This is a genomic window from Pseudomonas sp. ADAK18 (assembly GCF_012935695.1).
In the GTDB taxonomy this organism is placed as follows: Bacteria; Pseudomonadota; Gammaproteobacteria; order Pseudomonadales; family Pseudomonadaceae; genus Aquipseudomonas.
Genome location: NZ_CP052859.1, coordinates 2,048,164 through 2,063,033 on the forward strand (window position 1 = coordinate 2,048,164; position 14,870 = coordinate 2,063,033).

12 protein-coding genes are annotated in these 14,870 nt (G+C 61.7%); 3 read left to right on the plus strand and 9 right to left on the minus strand.

The annotated features are described in order from the left end of the window. Positions 1-35: 35 nt before the first annotated feature. The 3 genes from HKK55_RS09165 to HKK55_RS09175 all read right to left on the minus strand — a co-directional run bounded on the left by HKK55_RS09165 (position 36) and on the right by HKK55_RS09175 (position 1,637). On the minus strand, positions 36-266 hold the full coding sequence (locus HKK55_RS09165; RefSeq protein WP_169354360.1) for a hypothetical protein: 231 nt from the start codon (positions 264-266) through the stop codon (positions 36-38). A gap of 135 nt (positions 267-401) precedes the next feature. Continuing rightward, the gene (locus HKK55_RS09170) at positions 402-1,124 is read right to left on the minus strand and encodes a pirin family protein (protein ID WP_169354361.1); all 723 of its coding nucleotides are present in this window, start codon (positions 1,122-1,124) and stop codon (positions 402-404) included. Between the two features lie 72 nt (positions 1,125-1,196). Then, positions 1,197-1,637, minus strand: coding sequence for a helix-turn-helix domain-containing protein (locus tag HKK55_RS09175; RefSeq protein WP_169354362.1), 441 nt, complete (start codon positions 1,635-1,637; stop codon positions 1,197-1,199). A 169-nt stretch (positions 1,638-1,806) separates the two neighbouring features. Here HKK55_RS09175 and HKK55_RS09180 point away from each other — a divergent pair, with 169 nt between their 5' ends. The 3 genes from HKK55_RS09180 to HKK55_RS09190 all read left to right on the plus strand — a co-directional run bounded on the left by HKK55_RS09180 (position 1,807) and on the right by HKK55_RS09190 (position 5,368). Further along, entirely contained in the window at positions 1,807-2,403 is a 597-nt protein-coding gene (locus tag HKK55_RS09180) for an antibiotic biosynthesis monooxygenase (RefSeq protein ID WP_169354363.1), read from the plus strand. Beyond that, entirely contained in the window at positions 2,400-4,238 is a 1,839-nt protein-coding gene (locus HKK55_RS09185) for an amidohydrolase (protein WP_169354364.1), read from the plus strand. Before HKK55_RS09180 ends, HKK55_RS09185 begins: the two co-directional genes overlap by 4 nt. A gap of 242 nt (positions 4,239-4,480) precedes the next feature. Then, positions 4,481-5,368, plus strand: coding sequence for a LysR family transcriptional regulator (locus HKK55_RS09190; RefSeq protein WP_169354365.1), 888 nt, complete (start codon positions 4,481-4,483; stop codon positions 5,366-5,368). 8 nt (positions 5,369-5,376) lie between these two features. On the opposite strand, the gene HKK55_RS09195 is transcribed toward HKK55_RS09190, so the two are convergent. The 6 genes from HKK55_RS09195 to HKK55_RS09220 all read right to left on the minus strand — a co-directional run bounded on the left by HKK55_RS09195 (position 5,377) and on the right by HKK55_RS09220 (position 14,723). Then, complete coding sequence (locus tag HKK55_RS09195) at positions 5,377-7,872, minus strand: TonB-dependent siderophore receptor (protein ID WP_169354366.1); 2,496 nt, start codon at positions 7,870-7,872, stop codon at positions 5,377-5,379. Positions 7,873-8,025: 153 nt separating this feature from the next. Further along, positions 8,026-8,517: a RidA family protein gene (locus HKK55_RS09200; protein ID WP_169354367.1), complete on the minus strand. Its 492-nt coding sequence runs from the start codon at positions 8,515-8,517 to the stop codon at positions 8,026-8,028. Positions 8,518-8,542: 25 nt separating this feature from the next. After that, positions 8,543-10,117 carry an FAD-dependent oxidoreductase gene (locus tag HKK55_RS09205; protein ID WP_169354368.1) on the minus strand — a complete coding sequence of 525 codons (1,575 nt, stop codon included), beginning with the start codon at positions 10,115-10,117 and terminating at the stop codon, positions 8,543-8,545. Positions 10,118-10,143: 26 nt separating this feature from the next. Next, on the minus strand, positions 10,144-12,264 hold the full coding sequence (locus tag HKK55_RS09210) for a TonB-dependent receptor (RefSeq protein WP_169354369.1): 2,121 nt from the start codon (positions 12,262-12,264) through the stop codon (positions 10,144-10,146). A gap of 318 nt (positions 12,265-12,582) precedes the next feature. Continuing rightward, the gene (locus tag HKK55_RS09215; protein WP_169354370.1) at positions 12,583-13,542 is read right to left on the minus strand and encodes a D-isomer specific 2-hydroxyacid dehydrogenase family protein; all 960 of its coding nucleotides are present in this window, start codon (positions 13,540-13,542) and stop codon (positions 12,583-12,585) included. Then, positions 13,539-14,723 (minus strand): acyl-CoA dehydrogenase family protein, encoded by a 1,185-nt coding sequence (locus tag HKK55_RS09220; protein WP_169354371.1) that lies wholly within the window; start codon positions 14,721-14,723, stop codon positions 13,539-13,541. The genes HKK55_RS09215 and HKK55_RS09220 overlap by 4 nt, the downstream gene beginning before the upstream one ends. Between the last annotated feature and the right edge of the window lie 147 nt (positions 14,724-14,870).

A 14,870-nucleotide genomic window follows, 5' to 3' on the forward strand; every position in this document is an offset into this window, starting at 1 on the left:
GGCCGGTTTGGGGGTGAACCGCGAACAACACTGGGTTATGCGCGGTTTTCCATCAGACGGTCAGCGCCACCTTCGGCTACGCGGCGTTCCAACAGGCGATCAGAGCCACCTTCGGCAATCCGGCGATCTTGCAGGCGGTCAGAACCACCCTCGGCCACCCGGCTTTCCATCAAACGATCCGCGCCGCCTTCAGCGACAACAGGGTGGGCAAAAACATTTACAGCCAGTACCGAAAAAGTGAGACCGAGGAAGAGTTGGCGTTTCATGAGAGTGTGCTCCGGGATGTCTTGGTTGGTATGGGTTTGATGGTACGCCGTGGATTTTTTAAGAGAACTTCATTGGGATGATGGTGACTATCGACGACAGCGATGGACCGGTTGTCCGGGCCATCGCGTGGTTGATCACGGCATTTCTGGCAGCTCACGTGGCCTGAGGTCGAACACCAGCACCTCGGCGTCCTCGCCGTGGCTCAGGTGAATCTCGCGCTCATCGCGCAGCCGTGCGCCGTCGCCTTCCTGCAAGCGTTGGCCGTTGACTTCAACGCTGCCCCGCGCCACATGGATGTAGGCATAACGCTCCGGGGCCAAGGTCAGGCTGGCGGCTTCATCACCGTTGAACCGCCCGGCGTAAACCCGTGCATCCTGGCGAACGCTGAGGGCGCCGTCGGTGCCGTCGGGGGCAATGATCAACTGCAAATGCCCACGTTTCTGCGCCGCGCTGAAATGCTCCTGCTGATAACGCGGTTCGGCGCCACCGACGTTGGGCACAATCCAGATTTGCAGGAAGTGCACGCCCTCGGTCGGGCTGTGGTTGAACTCGCTATGGGCCACGCCGCTGCCGGCGCTCATCAACTGCACGTCACCGGGGCGGATTACCGAGCCGGTGCCGAGGGTGTCCTTGTGTTCCAGGGCGCCTTCGAGCACATAGGAGAAAATCTCCATGTCGCGGTGTGGGTGTTGGCCGAAGCCTTTACCCGCAGCGACGCGGTCATCGTTGATCACCAGCAGGTCGGAAAAACCCTGTTCCCTCGGGTTCCAGTAATTGGCGAAGGAAAAGGTATGGAACGACTTCAACCAACCGTGGTTGGCGGCACCGCGTTCCGAGGCTTTGCGAAGGGTCAGCATGGGTCTTCTCCTCAAGGGGGAGCGGAAGGGCTCCCGGGTTGAGAAGAAGGTTAATGGTTATGAGTTAATTCATTAAGAAGCTGAAAACTGAATAACTGTCTCGCTGAAGTTGACAGTCGCTATCTGCATTTTTCTCAGATGATGGCGATACCGCAACTGACGATTACGCCAAGTCATCGGGTTAACCCCTTCACTGCGGCTGAACATATGGCTGAAATGCGCCTGGTCACAGAATCCGCATTCCTGGCCAATTTGCGTCAGGCTCAGCTCAGAGCCGGCGATCAACACCTTGGCCCGCTGGATACGCTGCTGACGAATCCATTCCCGAGGTGACAAGCCTGTGGTGGACTTGAACGCCCTGGAGAAATGGCTGCGCGACAGCGCACATGCTCGGGCGAGTTCCGTCACTTCCAGGCTTTCCCCAAGGTTAGCGAGGATCAGTTGCTTGACCATGCGCTCGCGGTGGGCGCACAGGGTACCGGTGGTTGAAGCAAAGTGCTCGGGATGGGCCATGGTCGGTTTCCGGGGCTGGGGCAGCGCAATTTCCCTAGAGATTGCTTTACTCAACCGCAGATTGCCAGTGCGGCGTGGATCGGTCGCACACAGCACATACATGCAATTTTTCCATCTCGAAGCGTCGCAGACTGGCGGTACCGTTCGAGCATTCAGGGGAGGCGCAAGCATGGACTCATCGCTGCAAAATTCACCGGCGTCAGACGAAGTGGTCACCCTGGTGGTCAAGCACCGCGTCAAGCAAGGCTGTGAGGTTGAATATGAAGCCTGGCTGCGGCGCACCGTGCGTATCGCCGGTGAGCGCCCGGGGCATCTTGGGGTCGACGTGGTGCGCAGTAAACAAGGTGGCCTGGCGCTGTTTACCTGCGTGTTGCGCTACCGCTCGGCTGATGACCTCAAGCGCTGGCTGGATTCGCCGCAACGTTCGGAGCTGATCAACGAAGCCACACCGTTACTGGCCGACGGCGACAGCACCGAAGTCGGCCCGGTCAATGAGTTCTGGTTCGCGCCGCTGGCCGATGCCGCCGCCAAGCCGCCGCGCTGGAAGCAGGCGGTGGTCACGCTGCTGGTGATTCTGCCGCTGACCCTGCTGATCCCGCTGTTATGGCGCCCGGTACTGGGCCTGCACCCGTTGTTATCCAACTACTTCATCGCCACCTTCCTGGTCACCCTGACCATCGTCCTGTTGGTGGTCTATCTGCTGATGCCGGCCGCGACCCGCCTGTTTGCGCCCTGGCTTGAAGCCTCTGTCAAGGAATCCCTATGAACGCCGATCTGATTCTGTTCAATGGCCAGTTCCACACCGTGGACCGTGAAAACCCACGCGCCAGTGCCGTCGCCATCAGCCTGGGGCGCTTTGTTGCCGTGGGTACGGATGCCGAAGCCATGGCCCTGCGCGGCAGCGGCACTCAGGTCATCGACCTCAAGGGGCGCACGGTGATCCCCGGTCTTAACGACTCGCACCTGCACCTGATCCGTGGTGGCCTGAATTACAACCTGGAACTGCGCTGGGAAGGCGTGCCATCCCTGGCCGATGCGTTGCGCATGCTCAAGGATCAGGCCGACCGCACGCCAACGCCGCAATGGGTGCGGGTAGTGGGTGGCTGGAATGAATTCCAGTTCGCCGAAAAACGCATGCCTACCCTGGAAGAGCTCAACCAGGCGGCGCCCGACACCCCGGTGTTTGTCCTGCACCTGTACGACCGCGCCTTGCTCAACCGCGCAGCATTGCGGGTGGCCGGCTACACCAAGGACACACCGAATCCGCCCGGTGGCGAGATTGTCCGCGACCACAACGGCAACCCTACCGGCATGCTGGTCGCACGGCCCAACGCGATGATCCTCTACGCGACCCTGGCCAAAGGCCCGAAATTGCCCCTGGAATATCAGGTCAACTCCACCCGTCAGTTCATGCGTGAACTCAATCGCCTGGGCCTGACCAGCGCCATCGATGCCGGTGGTGGTTTCCAGAATTATCCCGACGATTACGCGGTGATCGAGCAGTTGGCCAAGGATCAGCAACTGACGGTGCGTATTGCCTACAACTTGTTTACCCAGAAGCCCAAGGAAGAACTCAGCGACTTCAAGCACTGGACCGGCAGCGTCACCCTGCACCAGGGCGACGACTACCTGCGGCACAACGGTGCCGGCGAGATGCTGGTGTTTTCCGCAGCGGATTTCGAAGACTTCCTCGAACCGCGCCCGGACCTGCCGCTAACCATGGAACAGGAGCTGGAGCCGGTGGTGCGCCACCTGGTGGAACAGCGTTGGCCGTTTCGCCTGCACGCGACCTACGATGAGTCGATCTCACGGATGCTTGATGTATTCGAGAAGGTCAATCGCGACATCCCGTTCAATGGGTTGCCCTGGTTCTTCGACCATGCCGAGACCATCACCCCGAAAAACATTGAGCGTGTGCGCGCCCTGGGTGGCGGCATTGCGATTCAGGACCGCATGGCGTTCCAGGGTGAATACTTTGTGGAGCGCTATGGCGCCAAGGCTGCTGAAGCCACGCCGCCGATCAAACGCATGCTGGCCGAAGGCGTGCCGGTAGGCGCGGGCACCGACGCCACGCGGGTGTCGAGTTACAACCCGTGGACCTCGTTGTACTGGATGGTCAGCGGTCGTACCGTCGGCGGCCTTGAGTTGCATGCCGAAGGTTTGCCACGGCTGACCGCCCTGGAGCTGTTCACCCATGGCAGCGCCTGGTTTTCCTCTGAACAGGGCAAGAAGGGCCAGATCAAGGTTGGGCAACTGGCGGATGTGGCGGCGCTGTCGGCGGACTTTTTCACCGTCGAGGACGAGGCGATCAAGTGGATCGAGTCGGTGTTGACGGTGGTCGGTGGCAAGGTCGTTTACGGCGCCGGTGATTTTGAGTCGCTCGCGCCCGCCGCCGTACCGGTGCTGCCGGACTGGTCGCCGGTGGTCAAGGTGCCGGGGCATTGGCGGCCGGCCTCGCCGTTGCAGGCTCAGGTGCATCAGTGCAGCGGCCCTTGTGCGGTGCATGCCCATGGCCATGAACGGGCGCGTTTGTCGAATGCGCCGGTCAGCGACTTCCAGGGGTTCTGGGGAGCGTTTGGGTGTTCGTGTTTTGCCTTCTGACCTACAGTTTCTAATACACAGGTGAACCCATGTGGGAGCGGCGGTGCGACCTGCTCGCGAATACCCTGTAGCCGCTGCCGAGGTACGAGGCTGCGATGCGTGTCCGAAGGACCGCCCAAAGGGCCGCTACGCAACCCATCGCAGCCTCGTACCTCGGCAGCGGCTACAGTAGGCCGCATTTTGATTTGTGGCGGTGCTACTAACTGGCTATAAAGAGCTTCATCGTCCACCGAGAAGCGACAATGAACCCTTTCGAAGACATGCGCCTGTTCTGCCAGGTCATGGAGTCCGGCAGTTTCACCGCCGCCGCCGAGCAATTGGGCCTGTCCAAACAGTTCGTCAGCCGCCGTCTTATCCAGCTGGAAGACCGTCTGGGTGTGCGTCTGCTCAATCGGTCCACCCGCCGTCTGGATGTCACGCCACTGGGGCAGAGTTACTACGAATCGGCCCTGCGCCTGCTCAGCGAGGTCGAGCAAGTGGAGCAGGGCATTGCCGGGCAAAACAGTGAGGCCCGGGGCACGATACGTCTGAGTGCGCCCTTGTCCTTTGCCATGGCCCACTTGGGCAGCCTGCTGCCGCTGTTCCTGCAACGGCATCCCCACGTCTCGGTGGAAGTGGACTTGAGCGACCGCCCGGTGGACCTGATCAGCGAAGGCTACGACCTGGTGTTGCGCATTGGCACCCTGGAAGACTCCACCCTGATTGCGCGTCGCATTGCCAGCGTCCAGCGTGTGTACTGCGCCAGCCCGGATTATCTGGCTGCTTATGGCGCACCCCTCACACCCGAAGACCTCGCCCATCACCAATGCCTGCCTTATGGCCATGGTCGCCAGGTGCAATGGCGTTTCCAGGCCAAGGGTAAACCGCTGACGCTGAATGTGAGCGGGCGCATGCGGGTCAACAACGGTGAGTTGCTGCGCGATGCCGCCGTCGCGGGCTTGGGCATTACGTATTTACCGACGTTTATCGTCGCCCAGGCGCTGGAGCAAGGGCAGTTGGTCAGGGTGCTGGAGGACTTTGCCCCTGAGCCCCTAACCCTATCGGCGGTGTATCCCCAGCATCGGCAAAGCTCACGGCCGGTGCAGGCGTTGGTGGAGTACCTGCGGGAAAGCCTGGCGGGCGGCTGCTGAACCGATGGCTAAAACGCATATTGCACGCGACTGTAGTAATACCCCCCGGTAAACCCGAACGGCGAATAACTGCCCCAGTTATCGCCAAACGATGAGTTCTTCACGCCGATGTGATCCGGGTATTTATCGAACAGGTTCTGTGCCCCGACGGCCACCGTCAGTTGCTTGGTCAGCGCATAGGCCACGTCCAGGTCGGTGATCCACTTGGCCGAATATTCGCGGTCCAGGCTCGGGTCGCTGGAGCTGTTGACCTCGGTGTAGGTGCCGTAGCGGGTCAAGCGCAGGTTGACGTCGAAGTCATGGATGGCCCAGTCGGCGGAGAAGATCATCTTGCTGCTGGGGGAGGTCTTGGTAATCAGCGCGCGGGACTGGCGCCCCAGCAGTTGGAAGTCTCCCAGGGCACTGAGTTGCGCCGGGGTGTCGTTGACGCTGAGGATTTGCGTGTGGTTGTAGTTCAGCGCGGCGGTCCACTTGACCACGCCGTAGCGGTCGAGGTTCTGCCGGTAGTTGCCCACCACATCCACCCCTGAAGTGCGGGTGTTGGCGCCGTTGGTGAAGTACTGCGCGCCGGCAGTAGCCGGTACGCCGATGCTGTCCAGCAGGGCGGCGACGCCGGGTCCCTGGAAGCGCTCGCTGAGCACCAGGCGATCCCGCAGGTTGATCACGTAGCCGTCCACCGTCAGGCTCAGGTCATCGCTGGGGGTCAAGGCGAAACCCAGGCTGAAGTTGGTACTGCGCTCGGGTTTCAGCGACTTGGCACCCAGGGCCTGGGCGCCGGCCGAATCCACCGGCAGGATCACGTAGTTATAGGATTGGTACACGCCGTTGATGGTGTCAAAACCGGTGGAACGTGCGGTGAAGATCTCGTTGGCCAGGGACGGCGCGCGAAAGCCATTGCTGAGGGTGCCGCGCACCGAGAACAGCGGGTTGAATGCATAGCGGGTGCTGAGCTTGCCGCTGCGGGTACCGCCGACGCCTTCGTTGTAATGCTCATAGCGCCCGGCGACGCCGACGTACCATTGTTCGGTGGGGTAAAACCCCAGGTCGATGTAGCTGGCAACGCTGTTGCGGCTGATTTTCTGCGCGTCTTGTGGGGTGATGCCATTGGTGACCTGGGCGCCTGGATCGGGGCGTTGCCCGGCCCGTGGATGGCCTTCGGGAAACACGTAGCCGCCATCGATATAGGAGGCCTCGGAGCCCGCACGGGTCTCGTAGCTTTCCCGCCGATGCTCGAAGCCGAAGGCCACGTCCAACGGTTTGGCCAGGCCCACTTCATAGCTGTTTTTAAGGTCCAGGTTGCTGGTCAACTGGTCGGCGATGTAGATGCCGGAGGTGAACTTGTTAGGGGTGTTTTCGCCCAGGGATGGGTTCTGGTTGTCGTAGGTGCGTTGCTTAGCATAGTTGCGCCCATAGGTGCTGCTCAAGTCCCAGGCCCAGCCGCCCAGGTCATCGCCCTTGGCGCCGAAAGCCGATTGGAAGTCGGTCTCGTTGACCAGCCAGTACGGGCTGTAGCCGTCGGGGTAACCCTTGGGTCCGGTGGTGATGGTGTTGCGCCCGTTGGGCAAGCGGAAGTTCTGGCCATCGTTGTTCTCGCGGGTGGCGAGGGTGGAAAACGAGTAGAGCGTCAGGTTGTCATTCAGCGGCAGGTCGAGGTTATAGGCGAAGTCGGCCAATTGGCTGCGGGGCGCACCGTAGCCTTTGTAGGTGTGGTGGCTGGCCTCGGCCTCACGCGGGTCTGGCGAGCCGTCGGCCAACGGGTAGTAATGGTTGCTGTAGCCGTTGCTGCCCGCCTTGTTGTCCCGCTCCTGATAGCGGGTGTCGAGGGACACGTTGAGTACGCCGGCTTCACCCACCTGGAACCCATAATTCAACGCCTCCTGGCCGGTGCCACGCTTGCCGTCGTAGTTCTGCCCCAGGGTGGTGTCGGAACTGCCGCCGGTGGTTTGTTTGAGGATGATGTTGATCACCCCGGAGATCGCGTCCGAACCGTACTGCGCCGCCGCGCCGTCGCGCAGCACTTCGATATGGTCAATGGCGGCCACCGGGATCAGGTCCAGGTCACTGGGGGCTGCGCCGCTGTTGATGCCGTTGATATTCAAGGTGGCGCTGGTGTGCCGGCGCTTGCCGTTGACCAGTACCAGCACATGGGACGCCGTCAGGCCGCGCAGCGTGGCCGAGCGCACCACGCCGCTGGCGTCCCAGCCGGCGCGGTCCGGCAGGTTGAACGAAGGGATGAGCTTTCCCAGGGCTTCCAGCAGGCTCGGCTTACCCACCGCCCGCAACTGAGCGGCGCTGATCACATCGATGGGCGTGGGGCTGGTGGTGACGGTGCGTTGCTCGGCGCCACGGTTACCGGTGACCACCACGGTGTCGAGGGTAGGGGAGCGGTCTTCGGCGGATTCGACGCCGAAGGAAGCCAGGCCGCACGCCAGGGAGAGCGGCAGCCATGTGTGGCGAGGGAGCTTGCTCCCGTTGGGGCGCGAAGCGGCCCTGAAACTTGGCATCGTGCGCCTGAAAAATCGGGACGGCGCTATTGGGGCTGCTACGCAGCCCAACGGGAGCAAGCTCCCTCGCCACAGGGTATTGGCCAACCGGGCAACCTTGTGTAAGTGCTTGTGCATGAGAGTGAAGCTCCTTGATCTCGGGGGAGTCCTGAATCACCGCTTGCGCGCGGCAACGGCCTCGATTTCCACCAGCCCACCGGGCAGCGGCAGCGCAACCACTTGAACGGCGGTGCGGGCTGGCTTTTTCGGTTGCTCGGCGCTGCCGAAGAAGGGTGTGTAGCCTTCCTGCAAACCGGAGAAATCGAGCTTGCCGCCCTTGCTCGGGTCGCCCACCAGGAATACCCGCAGTTGCACCACGTCACCCAAATCCAGGCCCTGGCTTTTCAGCACGCTTGTGAGTTTTTTGAGGATCGACGTGGTTTGGGTCGCGGTATCGCCATAGGCGGCGAACGAGTCCTTGGGGGCTTTCGGATCGTGCAAGTCAGCCAGCAAACCACTGACAAACAGCAGCTCGGTTTGCGGCGGCACCGAAACCGCCAGGGAGATCGGGAAGTTGGAGTTGGGCAGCGGCACGCGCTTGATCTCATCAGCGTGGGCGGCGAGGGTGGTGGCGGTCATCAGCAATCCTGCGAATAAGGTTTTCATAAGGTCAGTCCGTAGTGAGAAAAGATCAGGCAGCAACGCCCGGTTGTTGGCGTTCGGCATGGCGACCGATCAGCGAGACGATGCGCCGTGCCGAATCGGCGGCGCTGTTCTGCCAGATGCCGACACCGCCATGGGCGAGGGCGTCGCTGGCCAGGTACGTACGGCCCTGGGGCTCGTTGAGAATGCGATAGGCGCTTTCGCCCACCTCGTCGTTGACGATCCAGGGACCTTTGCTGAAGCTGACTTTTGCCCAGTTGATGGCCACCGGTTTTTGCAGCTTGGCGCTGTGGCCGGGGTGCAGCAGTTCCACGGCCTGGCGTGAGGAGGCGAACTGTTCGGCAAGGGATTTTTTGCTGAAGGCCACGGCGGACTCGCTGGTGTTGTAGGCCGCCACCAGAATCCCCTGGGCGCTGTTGAGTCGGTCACTGGGGTACCACAGGCCTTTGACTTCATGGTCGAGGTACGACAGGCCGCCGTAGATGTTGAAGTCGCTTTCCCAGAAGCGCGGTGACTGCCAGGCCACCTTGTTGGCCTGGTCGCTCTGTGCGGTCTGGATCGCCTGCTTGAACGGGGTGGTGAAGTTGCTCGGCAGCTTGGCCAGCAACGGCAAGGGTACGGTGACGATGGCGTAGTCGGCGCTCAGGGTCTGGGTTTTGCCGCTGATACGGTCGCGGTAGGTGATGCGGCTGCCAAGCTCGCCCGTCTGGATATCGCTGACTTCGGCGTTGAAGCGCACGGCATCCTTGAGGTGTTCGTAGAAGGCGTAGGGAATGCGGTCCATGCCGCCCACCGGTTGGAACATGGTCGATGAAAACTCCGGGATTTCATCGAACACCAGCGCGCCCCACAGTTTGGGATTGAGCAAGGTTTGCAGCGCCAGCGGTGCCCGGGTTACCCCGGTTTGATCGCCGGCACCAGGGATGCGGGTGTAGCCGGAGCGCACCGAGCCCTTGTATTGCAGGTCGCTGTTGAGGTCGCCATACACCTTGAGGAAATTGAGCAGCGCCTTGCGGTCGTCAACGTTCAAATCCTGATCCAGGGCCTTGCGGCTGACGGTGCGTGCCAGCAGTTCCGAGAGCTGCCCGCGGGTATCGTTGACCGCCTGGCGCAACTGAAACGCCGGTTGCTGTGTATTCGGCAGGGCCAAGGCGTTGCGGCTGCTGTTGACCAACACTTGCAGCTCCACGCCCAGCTCGCGGCAGTAGCCGAGGAGAGTCTGGTGATGGCTGGGAATACGCGCGGGGCCGGCGTTGAAGAACTGCCCGTCATCGAAGTCGACGGTTTGGCTGACGCCGTCGTCGAAGTCGACTTTACTGCCACGGCGCAGGGTCCAGTTGCGGCCACCGACGCGATCACGAGCTTCCAGGATGGTCACGTTGAAACCGGCTTTGCGTAGCTCATAGGCGCTGACCAGTCCGGAAATCCCGGCGCCGACCACCACCACGTTTTTGCCTTTGCCGGTGCTGCCCAATTGCAGCGGGGTGAAGCTCGACGCCACGGCCTGGGGCGTCAACCCCAATGCACCGAGGGCGCTGACGGCGGCGGAATAGCCGCCCACGGCGGCAATACGGGAAATCAATTCCCTGCGGGTAAAAGCCATGATTCGCTCCTTGATGTAGCGAGGGGTTAGAGGTCGTAGCGCACGGATAACAAGAGGGTTCGCGGGTCGTTGATCGAGTAGTAGCGCGCACCGCTGGAAGGCACATAGCCCACCGATTGCGGGTAGGCGCGGTCCAGCAGGTTTTTCACCGACAGCGTGGTGGTCCAGTGGCCGTCGCCGGAGAGGTAGCTGGTGTGAGCGTTCCAGAAGGTCTGGGTAGGAATTTCCTGGATATCGTCGTTCAGCGCATTGGCGTAGGACTTGGTCTGGAACTGCGCATCGGTGCCTGCCAGCAAGGTGCCGGGCAGCCCGATGGGCACGGTGTAGTTGAGGCCGACACTGGCGTTCCAGCGCGGTGAAAACACCAGCTGTTTGCCGTTGGCATCCACCCCGGCGCCGGCGGCGTTCTGAAAGTCGTCGTACTGGCTTTGCAAGTAGCCGAGATTGGCCGTCAGTTGCAGGTCGCGGCTCAGGGCGGTGAGGGTTTCCACTTCGACGCCATACGTGTGGGCCTGGCCGACATTGGTGCGCAGGCTGACCCCCAGCGCCGGGTCATAGGCGTTGGTTTGCAGGTCTTTGTAGTCGTTGTAGAACAGCGCGACATTGGCCCGCAGGCGCTGGTCGAAGAAGTCGCCCTTGAGCCCGGTTTCCCAGGTGGTTACGTCTTCCGGGGAGAACGCCTGTTCGGCCGCGGCGCGGGTGGGGGCGCGGTTGTCGTAGCCGCCGGCCTTGAAGCCCTTGGCGACGTAGGCGTATTGATTCAGGTATGGGGTCCAGGCGTATTCGAAGCCGATTTTCGGGCTGGTGGACTGCCAGGACTTGCTCGATTCGGCGCTGAAGTTGGTGCCGGTGATTTGCCGGTCGGTGGTGATCGCGTAGTTGGTGAAGTCGAAATTCTTGTGCTCGCGGGTAAAGCGCAGCCCGGCGATCAGCGACAATTGTGCGGTCAGTTTGTAGGTGCCCTGGCCATACAAGGCGTAGCTTTCGGTGTTGGTGGTGCTGTATTGGCCTTGGCCGATCACCTGGTTGCGCGCGACGGAATACGTGAGGTTGTCGCGGTCGGCGTCGAACTTCTCGCGGTACAGGTACAGGCCGGTGCTGAAACTGAAATCGTCGTAGTCGCCGTTGAGCTGGAACTCCTGGGTGGCGTAGTTCTGTTGGTAAAGAATCAGGTTGTTCTGGATCAGCGCGGCTTGCCCGGAGTTGTCATAGTCCACCGGCTGATGGAAGGCCGACCAGGCGCTGACCGACTTGAAATTCAGGTGATCGTCGATGGCGTAGATCGCCCGCAGCACCGAGCTGCCTTGATCGAGGCGGTTTTTCGGGTTGAGGCTGCTGTAGCTCTTGAACTTGTCGAAGTGGCCGTTGGCATCAAACGGGGTATAGCTGGTGGTGTCGCCCCGGTCGAAGGTGCCGGCCAGGGTCAGTTGTACATCCCACGGTGAGTCCACGGGGTTGTAGCGCAGCTTGCCGCGATAGGACTGGATGTCGACGTTGTTCACGTCCTTGCCCCGGGTCGGATCGGAAACGGTGCCATCGCGGGTGAGGCGAATGGCCGAAAAGCTGCCGAACAGCGCGTTGTCCACCAGCGGCCCGCTGATCAGCAGCCGGCCGTTCTGCGCGTTGTAGTTGCCGGCGCCCAACTCCAGGAAACCACGGGTTTCCTGGGTCGGATCGCGGGTGATCACACGGATCGCGCCGGCGCTGCTGTTGCGTCCGTACAACGTGCCTTGAGGTCCACGCAGGACTTCGACGCGTTCGACATCGTTGAAATCGAGCATCGAGGAAATGGCGCGGGGGATGTACAGGTCATCGGCATACACCGCCACCGCGGATTCCTGGATCGGGTCGGTTTCGCCGATGCCGCGAATCCCGTAGGTCTGGGAGCTGTAGGAGATCGACTGGCGGCTCAGGGACAGGTTTGGCACCTGGCCGGCAAGGTCGCGCACACTTTTGATCTGCTTGTCTTCCAGGGCCTTTTCGTCGAACGCGGAAATCGCCAGTGGGGTTTTTTGCAGGTCTTCGCTGCGGTGCTCGGCGGTGACGTTGACCACGGGCAGGGCGGTGTCGTCGGCGTGGGCCGAAAGGCCAAACAGCGCAAGGGAAACGGCCAGTGTCAGGCGATTGGGTACGAGGGTGTGACTCATGTGGGGCCCCTGAGGTAAATGACGGTTTAGGCAAGGCCTCCACCTGGTCAGGGGTCGGTGCTGGATGTAACAGTATTTGTATAAACGCGGCCCGTAAAAGTCCGATTAGTTATAAGTTAATTATAAAAAATAGACATTTATAGTTTTGATAGAAATGCGTAAGTCTGATGATATGTTTCGACGAATGCATAACCAATGTGGGAGCGGGCTTGCTCGCGAAAGCGGAATGTCAGTCACCGGATATGTCGACTGATACACCGCTTTCGCGAGCAAGTCGAATCGTCGCACCGCCGCTCCCACATTTTGATCCCGCTCGGCTTAATAACCGTGCTGGGTATTGGCCAGGTTTTCCAGCGGTAAACCCTCGAGATAGCGTTCCAGATTGCCCAGAAAACTATCCGCAATGTCATACCGGCTATGGGTTGAAATCGCCGACGTATGCGGCGACAGCCTCACCCTTGGATGCCCATACAACGCATGCCCATCCGGCAACGGCTCCGGCTCCGTCACATCGAGCGAGGCCAGGCCCACGCTGCCGTTGTCCAAGGCCTCCAGCAGCGCCTCATGATCCAGCAACCCACCCCGCGCGATGTTGATCAGGTGCAGGCCCGGCTTGGCGCTGGCCAACACTTGGCGATCCACCAGATGGCGTGTCGCCTCGGTCAATGGCGCGGCCAGCACCAGGTGATCGGAGCGGGCAAACAGGTCATGGATATCCCGCGCAGCTTCAACCCCGTCCACCTCGAACGGTATCTGGCTCTGACGCAACGCGACGACCTTGATCCCCAGGCCATGGGCCTTTTGCGCGAGGCTGCGGCCAATCGCACCAAAGCCCAGTATCCCCAGGGTCGTGCCCTTAAGTGGCTTCAGCGCGGTGAACTGCCACTGCGAGTCATGCACCCAGATATCCGGCAAATGCTTGGCCGCAGCGAAAAGGGCGGCCAGGGCGAACTCGGCGATGTTCTCGGCGGCGCTGCCTCGTGACGTACTCACCGGCGGGCCGTTGAACAGCCATTTGGGGTAAAAGTCGATGCCCGAGGACACCACCTGAATCCACTGCACCCCATACGGCCAGCCCGGTGGCGGCGTGTCCGGCGCTTGATAACCGCGCACATTGATGGGTCGCGCCAGCAGGATATTGGCCTGGGCCGGCAGGTCGCTGGGCACGCCCGTCGGTACGCCGATGACCTCGGCATCGGGATGGGTCAGGGCCAGGCGTTGGCGGATGACCTCGTTGAAATCGTCGTCTAACTGGCTGGCGATAATCACCTGGCTCATGTGCGCTCCTTTTGGCGTTGGGCGAAGACGGCCTTGCCGACGCCTTGCAGCACCGCGTCGTTCTGCGGGGTATGTACCCGGCTGCACAGCACGTCGCGGTAATGCCGTTGCAGCGGGCTATGGCGCGACAAGCCGGGATTACCCGAGGCCTCGATGGCCAGCTCGACGGCGCGGATGGCGTTGCCGGTTACCAGGAATTTCAACTGCGCGGCGTTGGCAGCCGGCGTATGCCCCTCGGCCGCTGCGTCCAGCAGGCTGCGGTTGGCGAACAACAGGGTGTCGATATGGCCAACGGTTTCCTGAAAGCGCGGCAGGGTCGACAGTGCCGCGCCGAGGTTGGACGGCTTGCGTTGTTCCAGCCAGTCCACCAGCCAGTCCCGCGCGGCCTGCGCCACGGCGTCGTAGACCGACGACAGCAGCACCGACATCCACAGGAAACCATCGCCATCCAGCTCTGCCTGCGGCGCGCTCCAGGGGCTGACGCTGACGGCGTGATCCAGGGGCACCAGCACGTTGTCGAACACCACTTCATGGCTGCAGGTGGCGCGCATGCCCAGGTGATCCCAGGTGTCGATGATGCTGATGCCGGGGCTGTCCTTGGGCACCAGCCAGGCGCCTACCAGCGGGTCTTCATCACTGCTGCGGGCCCAGACGCTGAACCAGGTCAGGCCATGGCTGCCGGTGGAGTAGATCTTGCGCCCGCTGATCCGCCAACCGGCGCAGGTGCGCCGGGCGATGGTCGCCGGCAGGCCGCCACGGGCTGGCGTTCCGAGGTCTGGCTCAACCCTCAGGGCGTTGATCAGCGCGCCGTTGCGCACCGCATCTTCGGCGACTTTTACCCGCAGTGACGGAGGCCAGCTTTTGCTGTCTTGCAGACGCGTGTGTTGCAGGTACTGCATCACCAGGATCAACGCGGTGGACGGTTCGGCCTTGGCGATCGCGCTGATGGCCTTGCGTGCCTGGGCCAGATTGGCACCGCCACCACCGAGGGCCTTGGGCACGGTCAATGCCACCAGACCGTGCGCGTGCAGCAGTTTGAAATTATCGTGGGGGAAGGCGCCGCTTTCGTCAACGATGTGTGCAGTGGCGGCGAGCTGGGCGCTGAGGCGTTCCAGCAAGGCTTCGAAATTGGCCACTTCCACGGAGCGCAGAAGCGGCGGTTGTTGAGAGGAAAGGCTCATTATCGGTGTACTCGGTCAAAATGTGGGAGCGGCGGTGCGACGATTCGACTTGCTCGCGAAAGCGGTGGATCATTCAGTGCATGTGGTGCCTGACACACCGCTTTCGCGAGCAAGCCCGCTCCCACATTGGCTATTCGGCGTTTTCGA